This window comes from Galbibacter sp. BG1 (assembly GCF_013391805.1).
In the GTDB taxonomy this organism is placed as follows: Bacteria; Bacteroidota; Bacteroidia; order Flavobacteriales; family Flavobacteriaceae; genus Galbibacter.
The window spans coordinates 556,666-569,592 of record NZ_CP058364.1 but is presented as its reverse complement, the minus strand read 5'-3'; the positions used below and the strand labels follow the sequence as shown (position 1 = coordinate 569,592).

At 36.5% G+C, this 12,927-nt stretch carries 15 protein-coding genes; 11 read left to right on the top strand and 4 right to left on the bottom strand.

Annotated features, from left to right (window positions below):
• The first annotated feature begins 67 nt into the window (after window positions 1–67).
• The 8 genes from pafA to HX109_RS02470 all read left to right on the top strand — a co-directional run bounded on the left by pafA (window position 68) and on the right by HX109_RS02470 (window position 6,154).
• The gene (gene pafA / locus HX109_RS02505) at window positions 68–1,714 is read left to right on the top strand and encodes an alkaline phosphatase PafA (protein WP_178949641.1); all 1,647 of its coding nucleotides are present in this window, start codon (window positions 68–70) and stop codon (window positions 1,712–1,714) included.
• Between the two features lie 754 nt (window positions 1,715–2,468).
• Window positions 2,469–2,762 carry a type II toxin-antitoxin system HigB family toxin gene (locus HX109_RS02500; RefSeq protein ID WP_178949640.1) on the top strand — a complete coding sequence of 98 codons (294 nt, stop codon included), beginning with the start codon at window positions 2,469–2,471 and terminating at the stop codon, window positions 2,760–2,762.
• Between the two features lie 2 nt (window positions 2,763–2,764).
• Entirely contained in the window at window positions 2,765–3,121 is a 357-nt protein-coding gene (locus HX109_RS02495) for a type II toxin-antitoxin system HigA family antitoxin (protein ID WP_178949639.1), read from the top strand.
• Window positions 3,122–3,273: 152 nt separating this feature from the next.
• Window positions 3,274–3,639 carry a tetratricopeptide repeat protein gene (locus tag HX109_RS02490; RefSeq protein ID WP_255462744.1) on the top strand — a complete coding sequence of 122 codons (366 nt, stop codon included), beginning with the start codon at window positions 3,274–3,276 and terminating at the stop codon, window positions 3,637–3,639.
• A gap of 62 nt (window positions 3,640–3,701) precedes the next feature.
• Window positions 3,702–4,064, top strand: a complete 363-nt coding sequence (locus tag HX109_RS02485) for a sel1 repeat family protein (protein ID WP_255462743.1) — start codon at window positions 3,702–3,704, stop codon at window positions 4,062–4,064.
• A 185-nt stretch (window positions 4,065–4,249) separates the two neighbouring features.
• The gene (locus tag HX109_RS02480; protein ID WP_178949638.1) at window positions 4,250–4,606 is read left to right on the top strand and encodes a transposase; all 357 of its coding nucleotides are present in this window, start codon (window positions 4,250–4,252) and stop codon (window positions 4,604–4,606) included.
• Between the two features lie 58 nt (window positions 4,607–4,664).
• A complete protein-coding gene (locus tag HX109_RS02475) occupies window positions 4,665–5,471 on the top strand; it encodes an IS3 family transposase (protein WP_178954012.1) in 807 nt (268 codons plus the stop codon).
• A 47-nt stretch (window positions 5,472–5,518) separates the two neighbouring features.
• Window positions 5,519–6,154 carry a hypothetical protein gene (locus HX109_RS02470; RefSeq protein WP_178949637.1) on the top strand — a complete coding sequence of 212 codons (636 nt, stop codon included), beginning with the start codon at window positions 5,519–5,521 and terminating at the stop codon, window positions 6,152–6,154.
• 21 nt (window positions 6,155–6,175) lie between these two features.
• On the opposite strand, the gene HX109_RS02465 is transcribed toward HX109_RS02470, so the two are convergent.
• A protein-coding gene (locus HX109_RS02465; RefSeq protein WP_178949636.1) for an IS3 family transposase occupies window positions 6,176–7,305 on the bottom strand; the annotation gives its coding sequence in 2 pieces (ribosomal slippage) (window positions 6,176–7,044 and window positions 7,044–7,305; 1,131 coding nt in all).
• A gap of 822 nt (window positions 7,306–8,127) precedes the next feature.
• On the opposite strand from HX109_RS02465, the gene HX109_RS02460 reads away from it, so the two are divergent.
• From HX109_RS02460 to HX109_RS02450, 3 genes are all read left to right on the top strand, one after another.
• Window positions 8,128–9,177, top strand: coding sequence for a linear amide C-N hydrolase (locus HX109_RS02460; RefSeq protein WP_178949635.1), 1,050 nt, complete (start codon window positions 8,128–8,130; stop codon window positions 9,175–9,177).
• Window positions 9,178–9,486: 309 nt separating this feature from the next.
• A complete protein-coding gene (locus HX109_RS02455; RefSeq protein WP_178949634.1) occupies window positions 9,487–9,819 on the top strand; it encodes a type II toxin-antitoxin system RelE/ParE family toxin in 333 nt (110 codons plus the stop codon).
• 31 nt (window positions 9,820–9,850) lie between these two features.
• The gene (locus HX109_RS02450) at window positions 9,851–10,156 is read left to right on the top strand and encodes a helix-turn-helix domain-containing protein (RefSeq protein WP_255462742.1); all 306 of its coding nucleotides are present in this window, start codon (window positions 9,851–9,853) and stop codon (window positions 10,154–10,156) included.
• 218 nt (window positions 10,157–10,374) lie between these two features.
• Here HX109_RS02450 and HX109_RS02445 read toward each other — a convergent pair whose 3' ends face one another.
• Genes HX109_RS02445 through HX109_RS02435 form a run of 3 tightly spaced genes read right to left on the bottom strand, consistent with a single transcriptional unit; the run spans window position 10,375 to window position 12,823 of the window.
• Window positions 10,375–11,226 carry a glycosyltransferase family 2 protein gene (locus HX109_RS02445; protein WP_178949632.1) on the bottom strand — a complete coding sequence of 284 codons (852 nt, stop codon included), beginning with the start codon at window positions 11,224–11,226 and terminating at the stop codon, window positions 10,375–10,377.
• Between the two features lie 6 nt (window positions 11,227–11,232).
• The gene (locus HX109_RS02440) at window positions 11,233–11,763 is read right to left on the bottom strand and encodes a methyltransferase (RefSeq protein ID WP_178949631.1); all 531 of its coding nucleotides are present in this window, start codon (window positions 11,761–11,763) and stop codon (window positions 11,233–11,235) included.
• Window position 11,764: 1 nt separating this feature from the next.
• The gene (locus tag HX109_RS02435) at window positions 11,765–12,823 is read right to left on the bottom strand and encodes a 3-oxoacyl-ACP synthase III family protein (protein ID WP_178949630.1); all 1,059 of its coding nucleotides are present in this window, start codon (window positions 12,821–12,823) and stop codon (window positions 11,765–11,767) included.
• Window positions 12,824–12,927: the final 104 nt, after the last annotated feature.

Here is a 12,927-nt window from a genome sequence, read left to right as displayed (position 1 = left end):
TCTTTTAACCAATATTTAAACTTCCAAAAAGTTATAAACCTTAATTTTGTTGAAAACAGTACAAAGAATGAAAAATGTTTTTCTGGTTGGCGTGCTTTTCTTCGGATGGGTAACGCTACAGGCACAGCAAAAAGTAAAAAAAGAGCCGTTTACAAAACCCAAATTGGTAGTAGGAATTGTTGTAGACCAAATGAGGTACGATTATTTAGTGCGATTTTGGGATAAATACGGGGAAGACGGATTTAAGAGAATGATTAATGAAGGTTATAATTGTAAAAACAATCATTTTAACTATATCCCCACTAAAACGGCAGCGGGACATGCGTCTGTGTATACTGGAACGACACCCAAAACCCACGGGATTATAAGTAACGATTGGTACGATAAGGTAGAGGATAGGTCGGTTTATTGCACCGAGGATGCCACTGTAGCATGTTTGGGCACCAAAACAGATGCCGGTAAAATGTCGCCACGAAGAATGCTTGCCAGTACCATGACAGATCAATTAAAATTGGCGACAGCTTCCAAAGGAAAAGTAATTGGGATTTCCCTAAAAGATAGAGGGTCTATTCTTCCTGCGGGCCATGCTGCCGATGGTGCTTATTGGTTTCAGGGTGAAGATGAAGGGCACTGGATTACCAGTACCTATTATATGGATAAATTGCCAAAATGGGTAGAACGTTTCAATGCATCCAACGCTGCAGAGAGCTATAAAAAAGTATGGGAGCCGCTGTACGACCTTAGCACTTATACCGAGAGTATTGAAGATGATAACGATTTTGAGAAAACCTTTTCTGGTGAAGACAGACCAACTTTTCCACACGATTTACCCAAGTTATGGGAGAAAAATGGAGAGTTTAATCTGTTAAAAGGAGTGCCCTTTGGGAACTCACTTACCACAGATTTTGCCGAAGCAGCCATCGAAGGGGAAGATTTAGGGAAAGATGCCATTACCGACTTTCTAGCGGTAAGTTTCTCCGCCACCGATTATGTGGGGCATCGTTTTGGTGTGAGTGCTAAAGAAACAGAAGATACCTATTTAAGGTTGGATAAGGACTTGGCAAGACTGTTGTCGTTTCTCGATAAAAAAGTGGGAAAAGGAGAATACACCGTATTTTTAACCGCAGATCATGCAGCGGTAGAAGTGCCAAGTTATTTGAAAAGTATGGAAATCCCTGGAGGAAACTTCCATAAAAAAGAATTTTTAGATCCTTTAAATAAGTTTCTAAAGGCAACTTTTGGCAGTGATAAGCTCGTTAAAAACTTTTCCAACGAACAGATTTTCCTGGATCAGGAGGTTATAAAATCTTTAGGATTGTCTTCTACTGAAGTAGAAAACGCCATTGTAACTGAAATTAAAGACTATAAACATATTGCTGAAGCCTATACAGGAACGGCAATGAGAAACCAAGAATTTACCCAAGGGATGGCCAGTAGCTTGCAAATGGGTTACAACTACAAAAGATCGGGAGATGTGCTTGTAGTTTTAGAACCCGGCTATATAAATTCTGGCTCTAAAAAAGGCACCACCCATGGTACGGGATATGCTTACGATACGCATACGCCTTTAGTGTTTTTCGGAAAAGGAATTAACCATGGTGAAACGGTAAAACGCACTGAAATTCCAGATATAGCAAATACCATTTGCTCCCTATTGGGAATTGCGTTTCCAAATGGAAAAAGTGGAGAGCCCATTCCAGAGGTGATAGATTAAGCTTTAAAGCCTTCTACTTATAACATTAAACAAGGTTGTTCAAAAAGTCATTTAAAGGATATTTCTGTCAGATGGAGCGGAGTCGAAATCATTATTACAATTAACAATATTTCCCGCTTTTTGTCCGAAAGCAATTGCGTTCGGACGCTCGAAAAGACAGCTAACTTTACTTTTTGAACAACCTTTTTTTAGGTAAGAATATAAATAATTAACTTCTCGGGCTAAACCATTAGGTTATAGACCTAAAATTTTAATCTCCTCGCCTAACAATTTAGGTAGCAAACCTAAAAGATTAGGTGGCCTACCTAAATGTTAAGCCGTAAACACGTTCCATTTAAGTGGCGAGATGATATGTTTGGGTATAGTAACGAGTCGTTTCGGTTAAACAATCATGTTTTTAGCCTTTTACCTTAAAATTTTCTAAAACCTCGTCAAAAATTTGGGGGATTTTTTAAAAGCTTTGGTTATGACACTTAAAATTTTAATTAATATGATCCAAACTTTGGCTGTTTAACCCAAACATAGGGTCTTGGCACCTAAACACTGTATGTTTTAGGCTAAAAGTTTGGTTTTTTAATGATGTAAAAGGGTCGATCGATAGAAAGATTTTTTATATGATACAGAAAAAAGATAATTTATTAGATTTGAAAAAGAAATAAACGCTATTGTGTTTATGTAGGAGTTGGCAACAAGCTGAAAAAAATAGTTACCGTTTTGGTAACTTTTTATTATATTTGCGACAAACAAGTATAATGTGAGAGTAATAGCGAAAAGAACCTTACGTGATTTTTGGGAAAAACACGCTGACTGTGATGAACAATTAAAGTCGTGGTACAGAGAAACAGAAAAATCGGAATGGAATAATATCAACGAACTAAAAAATGATTACCCAAGTGCCAGCATTTTAAAGGATAACAGAATTGTTTACAACATTAAAGGAAATAATTACCGATTGATTGTAAAATTCAACTTTGAATACCAAATCTGCTGGATTAGGTTTATAGGAACTCACGCAGAATATGATAAAATTGACGCAAATAATATCTGATTATGAAAATAGTACCAATTAGAAACGAAAAAGACTATCAAAAAGCACTCGACAGACTTGAGGACATTTTTGATGCAAAAAAAGGAACTGACCAGGGAGACGAATTGGAAATTCTTTCAATTCTCATCGACCGATATGAAAATCAGAATTTTCCAATTGGAATGCCTGACCCAATCGAGGCAATCAAGTTCCGAATGGAGCAAATGGGAATGAAACAAAAGGATTTAGCTGAAGTTGTAGGATTTAAAAGTAGAGTTAGTGAAATTTTAAACAAAAAACGTAAACTGACTTTGGAAATGATTAGAAAATTGAACACGACTCTTCACATTCCGACCGAAGTTTTGGTTCAGGATTATTAACAAAAAAAGCCAATTGCCAACACTGTATATATGCCATTGCTAGTCAGAGCTTATTTGGAAAATTCTATCGTGTTTTTCAACTTGGTTTTGTACTTAGAATAGTTCGGGAAAGCCTATGCAACAGATCATATACAAACACGTTGTAAAACATTTTGAAAAAACAAATGACTAAAAAAATCATATTTTTAATTCTAATTTTTTTAAGCATTAATGTTTTCGGACAAACTGCGGACGAATTGAATGAGCAATCTAAAAAGTTAATTGAACAACAAAAATTTGAAGAAGCAATCCCTATCTTAAAAAAGTTGGCTGGATTAGGAAATGCAGAAGCGCAATATAATTTAGGTTACTGTTATCGCTCAGGAGCTGGCGTTGAACAGAATACTGAAAAGGGAATTGAGTGGTTTGCTAAATCTGCTGAACAAGGATTTAACGATGGTCTTTATCAAATGATGATGGTTTATGGAAATGGAGACGGAGTTGAACAAGACTATAAAAAAGCATTTGATTTGGACTAAAGTGTGCCGAAAATAGTGACGGAACTTGTATGTGGAATGTAATTAACTGCTATTATTCAGGAATGGGAGTTGAAAAAAATATGGACAAAATGTTGGAATGGGCAACACGACTCGGAAAACTTAAAAACCCAGAGAATTTAACAAAAAGTGGTTACATAACTTCAGTTAGATTACAGCTTGCCCAGATGTACAGAGATGGCGGAGAATTAGAGAAAGACCTTTTTAAAAGCTATCAGTGGTTTTTAATATTCAATGAATTTAAAAGGGACTTCCCTTACATTCAACAACAACAGATTGTAAAAGAAATACAAGAATTAGAAACTAAACTGACTTCTGAACAAAAAACAAACGGACAAAAAGAAGCAGAAAAATTATTAGGAAGACCATTAGAAAATATGGAAAACCTATACAAAGCTGAATTATAAAAACGTTTTACAATAATAGCTATTAGTAATTGCTTGTTCTCGCCTACTTCTGAAAATCCCTGCGGATTTTCAGTTTGGTGTGTACTTGCTAAATTAGTTGCTTGAATAACGCAACTAATTTTATACAAACACGTTGTGGTGCATTTTGTCTTGTCCTGAATAAAGGCTACATAATTTTAAACATTATGTACAAAAATGACAAAGTAATCAGACGGTATTCAGAACCCTTTAAACTAAAAATTTTAGACGAACTTACCACTGGAAAGTTAAACAAGTATCAACTCGGTAAACTCTATGGTATTGCTCCTACCACTATTAATGAATGGATTAGAAAGTACAACCGTAAAGACCTTATGAACACCAGGATAAAAGTGGAAACTAAAGACGAAATAATACGTATTAAAGCGCTTCAAAAGGAAATTAAACAACTAAAACAACTCTTACTTAAAAAGGATTTAGATGCTTTAGTATTAGATTCTTATTTGGAAGTAGCGGCTGAACAATTAGGGTATAAATCTGTGACAGAACTAAAAAAAAGCTAAATATCTAGCCTTAGTTAAAGCTAAAGAAAAATCTAAGGGATTTGCTTCTTTAAAGACTATTACTCATTGTTTTGGACTAAAACGTGATGCTTATTATAAGTATAAAAATAGAGCTGATGAGCGTTTAAAGCTAGAACAGAAGATTGTTGAAATAGTACAGAAAAGACGCAGATCCCTTCCCAGGGAAGGCGTACGTAAACTTATAAAATCATTAGATAATGAGTTTGTTAAAGCTAACCTTAAAGTGGGCAGAGATACTTTGTTCAATGTCCTTAGAAAACACAATATGCTTACTCTTAGAAAGAAATACAGCTCGAGAACAACCAATTCTCTTCATAGATTCTACAAGTACAAAAACATCATTAAAGATGTAGAAGTCACAAGACCTAATCAAGTTTGGGTATCTGACATCACCTACATCAGAACCGTGAAAGGGTTTTGCTATCTGGCACTTATTACTGATATGTATTCCCGGAAGATTATTGGTTACGACCTGAGTGATAGCCTAGAACTTAAAGGCTGTGTACGAGCTTTAAACAAAGCTCTATACCAAGCAAAGAATATTAAAAGTCTTATCCATCATTCAGACAGAGGTATACAGTATTGCAGTAATGTGTACACGCAAATACTAAAAAGAAATAGAATAGATATTAGCATGACAGAAGAAAATCACTGTTATGAAAATGCCATGGCTGAGCGTGTAAACGGCATCTTAAAAGATGAGTTTTATCTTGACCAGACCTTTACTGATGTGGCTCACGCCAAAAGAGCGACAAAAAATGCTATTAAATTATACAATGAAATAAGATTACATTTATCTTTAGACTTCAAAACACCTAATATGGTATATTTAAAAACAGCGTAAATCAATTATTAACCTGTAGCCATATTTCAGGACAGGACATTAGACGAATGAAAAGAACATCAATAATTTTAATTCTAATATTTATTGGACTTGTTTCCTGCAAACAGAACAAACAGGAAAAAGAACATACAATTTCTGAAAAATTAGAATTTACGAAAATCATAAAAGATGGCTATGAACTTTATAAGCCATATAAAGAAGTTAAAGCTGTTTTAATTCTATTTGGAGGTTATCCAGAAATGGCAGAAGACATTAAGAGAGAATTTAAAATCCTTGATATTGCAAGAAAAAATAATATTGCTGTTATACTGTCCAATTTTAATCAGAAATTATGGCTTGAGGAAAACGAAAAATACGAACTAACAAAAAGTTTAGAGGATATAATTGTGGCAAATCAATTACCGACTGACAATATCGTTATTGGTGGCTTTTCAAGTGGTGGAGTTGTAAGTCTTTTGATAAGCAATTTTATAGTTGGAATGAAACAATTCAATATTGATCCAAAAGGAGTATTTATTGTGGATTCGCCAATAGACTTAGTCGCGTTGTATAAATCTTCAGAAAAAAATATAGCACGAAATTTTTCAGAACTTTCAATTCAAGAAAGTACTTGGTTGTTAGAGACTTTAGACAGTAACTTCGGAAATCCGAAAGTTAATATTAAAACATATGAGGACATGTAAGCTTCCCCATAATAGAACTGCTTAATTTTCTAAAACTGGTTTAAAAATACCGTTTTTAATTCTACTTTGGCTAGCCAAAGTAGAATTAAGTTTTGCATATTTTACCGGAGGGATTTTTCCCAAGGCATCGTGAGGTCTGTGGTTATTGTAGTCATCGACCCATATTTGCGTCTGTTCCCTTACCTGATCAATGTTCTGGAATATGTATTTGTTTAGTACCCCGCGTCTATAGCTGCCATTGAAGCGTTCTATAAAAGCATTTTGGGTTGGTTTCCCAGGCTCTATGTACTGGAAAGCTATCTCGTGCATTTCGCTCCATTGTGATGCGATCTCGGCGATAAATTCCGGCCCATTGTCCATCCGTATCTTCCGGGGCTTCCCTCTTTTGTTGATGAGATGGTTGAGCACCCAAACCACCCGGCTGCTGGTCAATGAAAAGTCTATTTCTATATGGAGCGCCTCCCTGTTAAAATCATCGATGATGTTAAAGGCCCTGAAGCGTCTTTTGTTCTCTAGGACATCGGTTACAAAATCCATGCTCCAGGTATGGTTAAGTTGATCTGGTACATTTAAAGGCTCCTTGACCCTTGCCGGTAAACGTTTCTTTGCCTTTCTTCTCAAGGGAAGCCCCAGTGACACATAGACCCTGTACACCCTTTTATGGTTCCATGGCTTGCCCTCTTCCCGCAATCGGTCGTAAGCCTTCCAAAACCCCTCTTCAGAATGCGCTTCAGCTTTCTCTTTCAAAGCTCGTTCTATCTCACTGTCATCTTTGGCTATCGGGTTGTAGTAATAAACACTCTTGCTCATTCCCAGGACACGGCACGCCCTACTGATACCGTAATGAATGAGCTCTTTGCTGATACTCCGCTTACGGCAGGGCTTTAAAGCTTTTTTTCGATAACCTCCTTGGCCATCTGGTGGTCAAGGGCCAATGTGGCATACATCTGCTTGAGCTTACGGTTTTCCTCTTCGAGCTCCTTTAACCGTTTTAGCTCCTTACCGCTCATCCCTGCATAGCGTTCCCGCCATTTGTAGAAGGCAGCGGTGCTCACACCGTGCTCACGGCTGATCTGAGCAGCTGTTTTGCCGTTGTCGAATTCTTTTAAAATCTTTGCGATCTGTTGCGGACTGAATTTACTCTTTCTCATAATTGCTGTTTAAAATTAATAAAATTATTATACTTCTAAACAGTTCGGTTTTAAGGGGAGCTTACAGACAAAGCTGTGTTCACATTTAGTACTGACAACACTTCTAATTTAAAGAAGTTAAAAAGGACGAAAATTAGACTATATACGGAACCTGATACTCTTTGGTGGAAAAAGAATCGAATGGCCGACTATGAGCAAATGAATGCTTTCTATATCAAAAAATTATCTGAGAGTCTAAAAATAAAAGGGTTTGAAAACGTTGAATATATCGAGACAATCAATAAAGGATACAGAGCAAATGGCGAACGGCATCCTCATAGTTGGGCGATAGTTGATAAAATGGATTTGATAAATTGGATGTTAAACGAATAAAAACTTTTTACAATAATGGCTCTTATGAAATGCACTAGCCCAGTTCTCCAAGGTTAGATTTATTTTTTTATCTACTCCATAATATTGTTTTTGGGCTGTTGAATCGTTGATGATTCTATGTAAGCTTTCTAAATGGCTAAACCTAATTTGCGGCACATTTACTTTTAGGGTGTTTTAAATACTTCAAACTCCAGCTTAAAATTTCTGGAAACCTCAAGGGTGTGTGATTTTAATAATCTACTTTGATAATTTATTTAATATCTTTAATAACTAGAGATCAAATAATTACGATCGACAGAACAATAAAAATCCAATAAATCTGGTGGTTAGCATGGGGTATATGCCAAAGCTTATAGGAAAATGCGGGAGGTTATGCTGAAATAGATTTTCATATAAAGAAAAGTTGTACATAGAAATCCAAAAAAAATATGAATCAATAAAAATACTATTATGAAAAAAGCAGTCAGTTTAATTATAGTATTGTTCTTAATGCTTGTAGGGTATTTGCCGAAATCGGAAGCTTGTACGAGAGTAGTTTATAAAGGTCCGAACAACACCGTTTTAACAGGAAGAACGATGGATTTTTCAATTGAAATTCCAGCAAACAAATGGATTTTTCCCAGGGGTATGAAGCGTAATGGGGAGGTCGGAAAAAATTCTATTGAATGGGTTTCTAAATATGGGAGTGTTGCTGTAAGTTCTTGGGATATTTCAACGCCAGATGGGATGAATGAAAAAGGATTGGTAGCAAATATGCTTTGGCTGGTGGAATCTGAATACCCTAAATTCGATAAGAAGGGCGATAAGAAAGGTTTGGCCATTTCACTCTGGGCACAATATGTTCTTGATAATTTTGCCACTGTTGCAGAAGCGGTAAAAGCTTTGGAAAGGGAAGATTTCTCAGTAGTATCGGATTGCATTCCAGGAACCGATAAGTTTACAACGGTTCATTTGTCAATTTCAGATGCTACTGGAGATAATGCCATATTCGAATACATCAATGGGAAATTAGTGATACACCACGACCCATCTTATACGGTAATGACCAACGACCCAACGTTTGGGGAGCAATTGGCCATCACCAAATATTGGAACAACATTCCCGGAAAAACCTTTTTACCTGGTTCTGTGACTGCTGCCGACCGTTTTGTAAGAGCCTCTTTTTATATCGATGCGCTTCCGCAGACCGATAACACAAGGGTGGCTGTGGCAAGTGTGTTTAGTGTAATTAGAAATGTGTCTGTGCCCTATGGTTTTCAGATTGATGGCTATCCAAATTTGTCAACAACGCGCTGGCGTGTTGTGGCCGATCAGAAAAACTTGGTTTATTATTTTGAGTCCGCCTTAACGCCAAATACTTTTTGGGTTGATTTAAAGAACGTCGATTTTAGTAAGAAGGCTAAAGTGAAAAAGCTGGATTTATCGAATAATCGTACTTATTCCGGAGAAACTTCCAAAGAGTTTAAGGCTACGGTTCCATTTAAATTTCTCGGGCTATAAATTTGAGATAGTAGAAATTTGCGAATCACAGACACTTCAAAAGTTTAATTAGGGTTAAAAATCGCTTGAAATGAAAAGGACCCGTGCTAATTCCGTACAACTTTCGTGCTTAATCGCTATTTTTAATTCTAAAACCAACACGTTTAATGATTAACTATGTTTAGGTAATAAATGTAATCGGCCAAGTTGATTTTAATTTTTCTATAGAGCTAAAATAGCTAAACTTCTTACCTATTTTGTTGATTATTAAGTTTCCATATAACTCAACTTTTATTTATCTTTGTTTTAATAACACGACAGAAGAACTGAATGAACAAAAGATTTGAGGTCATTTTTCTTGAGCAAGCAATTGATTTTTTGGAAAGTTTAGACTTAAAAACTAGAGAAAAAATCTATTATAATATGGATAAAGCCAAATTAGGACTTGATCCAAGGCTATTCAAGAAATTGACGGATGACATTTGGGAATTTAGGACAAAATACAGTGGATTACAATATAGATTATTCGCATTTTGGGACAGGACAGACCAAACTGAAACGCTGGTAGTTTCAACACATGGAATTGTCAAAAAAGTAAGTAAAGTGCCCAAATCGGATATTGTAAAAGCAGAACGAATTAGAAAAGAATATTTTGAACAATAGCATTATGGCAAAAAAAAATAAAAAAATAAAAATGATGACATTGGATCAATTAAAGGATAGGGATATCGGAAAAATTGGAACGCCAGAGCGAGACAGATATGAATTTGATCTCCAAATGGAGTTGCTTGGTGGAATGATTAAGTCTGTTCGAAAAGACCGTAAGTTAACTCAGGAAGAACTAGGCAAACTTATTGGCGTACAAAAGTCTCAGATTTCCAAACTGGAACGGAATACCAAAAATGTAACCATTGAAACAATTTTAAAAGTATTTCGAGCATTGAAAGCCAATGTGAAATTTAGTGTGGAAATGAACGAGGGAGAATTCAAAGTAGCGTAGTATTTGAGAAAATTAACAATAACTCCACTCAAGATTTTCAACTTCAATTTATTATTTTGAATTTATTTTGGAGTCCGTTATCTGTGATTTCCAAATCCTCGGAAAATCCAATAGTAGTTCATGATATGGCTTCAACCAGATTATATTCCAGAATAGAAGTAGGGATTATTAATGGCTGCGCAAATTATAGAGGTGATGTTGCGACTTACCAATTGATTTTAAAAAATCTTTTTCAGTATATTTTTCCAGCGGTATTCCCGAATAAACTTACCTTCCGCTTTGGTAACCAAAAAAGGAGTCTTTTCTCTTTTGGCATTAAAATACCCCATCATATTATCTTTAAAAACCTTTAATTTCCCTTGTTTGAGCGCCATTTTAGCAGAAGCGATGGCCGAAATGGCCATACCATAACGCATGGTATACATGGCTTTTCCCTGCAATAACTTGGCTTTTTTGTTGTAGGAGGCACCGGTAGGGCGGAGGTGCTTCACCTGTAAATCGGGAATGGTGGAAATTTTAAATCCGTGATAGGTTGCCAGCAGTTCATCAACCGTGTCCCAGCCCATGGCGCATTGCAGGCCGTTGATGGCTTCAAAACATTTTTTGGAATAAGCTTTAAAGGCACCCCTCACGTGGTTTTTGTTCATAGGGTGATTAATAACCCAGTCGCCGCTTTCGGTAGTTTCATAAATAAAACCGCCTGCCACCCCAATTGTTGGATCGTTTTTAAATGTAGCCGCAATACTTTCAAAATAATTCGTGGGTAGAATAAGGTCGGCATCCAGTTTTACAATAAAGTCGTAATGATCATCCAAAAGTGCCAGACCTTTATTAAAAGCATTAATTACTTTGCTTCCCGGTAAATGTTCTGCGGAAGAAATGGCATTGAGTTTATCGATAAACCCGTATTCGTTGGCAAAAGCATCGATGATGGTTTCGGTGTTATCGGTAGAATTATCGTTTACCACGATTACTTTTTTTGGTAGTAAGGTTTGTAGCACTAAACTTTCCAAGCAAAGGTTTATAAAATCTTCCTCATTGTGTGCGGTTATCACGACATAGTATTCCATAGCCCTCTATTGATATTTTTTTCTTTCGGCATAAACAATATAATACCTGGGGGTAAAACTTCGTAGAAGGGGTCTGATTCCAATCTTTTTAACGGGATTGGTCCACTTATCCCGTTTTTTTATTTCCCACCCTGCTTTTTCCAAGAGCCAATCGAATTGCCAATCTTCAAATTCGTGATAATGTCTATCCCACATATCGGTTTTGCTGCGGTAGGCAGGAGAAAACCATAAACGCAGGGGTACGGAAGCCACCAATTTGTCGGCTTTTATTTCTTTTAAAACGTTGAAAGGAGCTATTAAATGTTCAAATATTTCGAAGGCGGTTACTACTTCGGCGGATGAATTTTTTACGTTGTGAAAATCGGTATCCAAATCTTCACCTGCGGTATTTTCCACATGGAAACCGCGCGCTTCCATAATTTCGGTAAACGGATTTCGTACACCCAAATCGAGAATAGATGCAGGTTTTGAAATGTTGGATTCTAAAAATTCAATCGTTTTTTTATAGCGCTTATTGGGGAAGCTATTTTCGTACATATTATATTTTATAAATGAGCGCATTTACATTCATTCCAGCGCCTACACTTGCAAATATAACAACATCTCCTTTATTAACTTCTTGATTTTTTATCATTCCTTTTTTAACCGAATCGAAGAGGGTAGGGATGGTTGCCACGGAACTGTTTCCCATCTCATGGATGTTCATGGGCATAATGCCTTCTGGGATTTCTTTTTTATATAGTCTGTAGAACCGTTTTAGAATCGCTTCATCCATTTTTTCGTTGGCTTGGTGGATGAAGATTTTTTTCACTTCGTCTATGGAGACTCCGCTGTCATCCAAACATTCCTTCATGGCGGTTGGAACGTGGGTAACTGCAAACTCATAAATTTTTCTACCGTACATTTTAATGTATTTGGTATTGTCGTTGCAGTCTTTATTGTAAGAATTTCCGAAGAAAAGATAATAAGCTTCGTCCTCTGCATAGGTAGCGGAAAGATGGGATAGGAGTCCGCCCTCTTCCTCGGTAGCCTCAATAACCGTTGCACCCGCACCATCAGAATAAATCATGGAATCTCGGTCATGGATATCGACTACCCTGGAAAGTGTTTCGGCACCGATAACGAGGCATTTTTTGGCGATTCCCGCTTTTATAAAGGCTTGAGCTTGCACCACCCCTTCAATCCATCCAGGACAACCAAAAAGAACGTCGTACCCGACACATTTCGGATTTTTAATTTTTAGAAAGTTTTTTACCCTAGAGGCAATACTGGGGACACAATCGGTTTGGGTAGAGCCCTTTTTAATGTCACCAAAATTATGTGCCACAATGATATAATCGAGCGTTTCTTTATCGATACCGGCGTCTTCAATTGCCTTTTCAGCAGCTAAATAAGCGATGTCTGATGTGGTAAACTCATCTGCGACGTACCTTCTTTTTTCAATACCAGTTATGGTCTTGAATTTTTCGATAATCACCTCATTGGTATTATTGAAAACACTGCCATCTGTATTTAAAAAGTGGTGTGCAGAAAAGGAGCTGTTTGGAGTTACTTGTGAGGGGATATAACATCCTGTGCCGGTTATTTTTATATTCATTTAGAGTAAATTTGACCAAAGGTACAATTACTTCAGTAATATATTATGCACGCATAGTTTTTTTTACGATGTCCAAAGAGGCAAAAAAGAACTTTATTATAAAA

What these genes read in the sequence shown, in the direction of transcription:
- pafA (WP_178949641.1), top strand. Translation starts at nt 68, where the DNA reads ATGAAAAATGTTTTTCTGGTTGGCGTGCTTTTCTTCGGATGGGTAACG.
- HX109_RS02495 (WP_178949639.1), top strand. Translation starts at nt 2,765, where the DNA reads ATGAAAATAGTACCAATTAGAAACGAAAAAGACTATCAAAAAGCACTC.
- HX109_RS02485 (WP_255462743.1), top strand. Translation starts at nt 3,702, where the DNA reads ATGGGAGTTGAAAAAAATATGGACAAAATGTTGGAATGGGCAACACGA.
- HX109_RS02480 (WP_178949638.1), top strand. Translation starts at nt 4,250, where the DNA reads ATGTACAAAAATGACAAAGTAATCAGACGGTATTCAGAACCCTTTAAA.
- HX109_RS02470 (WP_178949637.1), top strand. Translation starts at nt 5,519, where the DNA reads ATGAAAAGAACATCAATAATTTTAATTCTAATATTTATTGGACTTGTT.
- HX109_RS02460 (WP_178949635.1), top strand. Translation starts at nt 8,128, where the DNA reads ATGAAAAAAGCAGTCAGTTTAATTATAGTATTGTTCTTAATGCTTGTA.
- HX109_RS02455 (WP_178949634.1), top strand. Translation starts at nt 9,487, where the DNA reads ATGAACAAAAGATTTGAGGTCATTTTTCTTGAGCAAGCAATTGATTTT.
- HX109_RS02450 (WP_255462742.1), top strand. Translation starts at nt 9,851, where the DNA reads ATGATGACATTGGATCAATTAAAGGATAGGGATATCGGAAAAATTGGA.
- HX109_RS02445 (WP_178949632.1), bottom strand. Translation starts at nt 11,226, where the DNA reads ATGGAATACTATGTCGTGATAACCGCACACAATGAGGAAGATTTTATA.
- HX109_RS02440 (WP_178949631.1), bottom strand. Translation starts at nt 11,763, where the DNA reads ATGTACGAAAATAGCTTCCCCAATAAGCGCTATAAAAAAACGATTGAA.
- HX109_RS02435 (WP_178949630.1), bottom strand. Translation starts at nt 12,823, where the DNA reads ATGAATATAAAAATAACCGGCACAGGATGTTATATCCCCTCACAAGTA.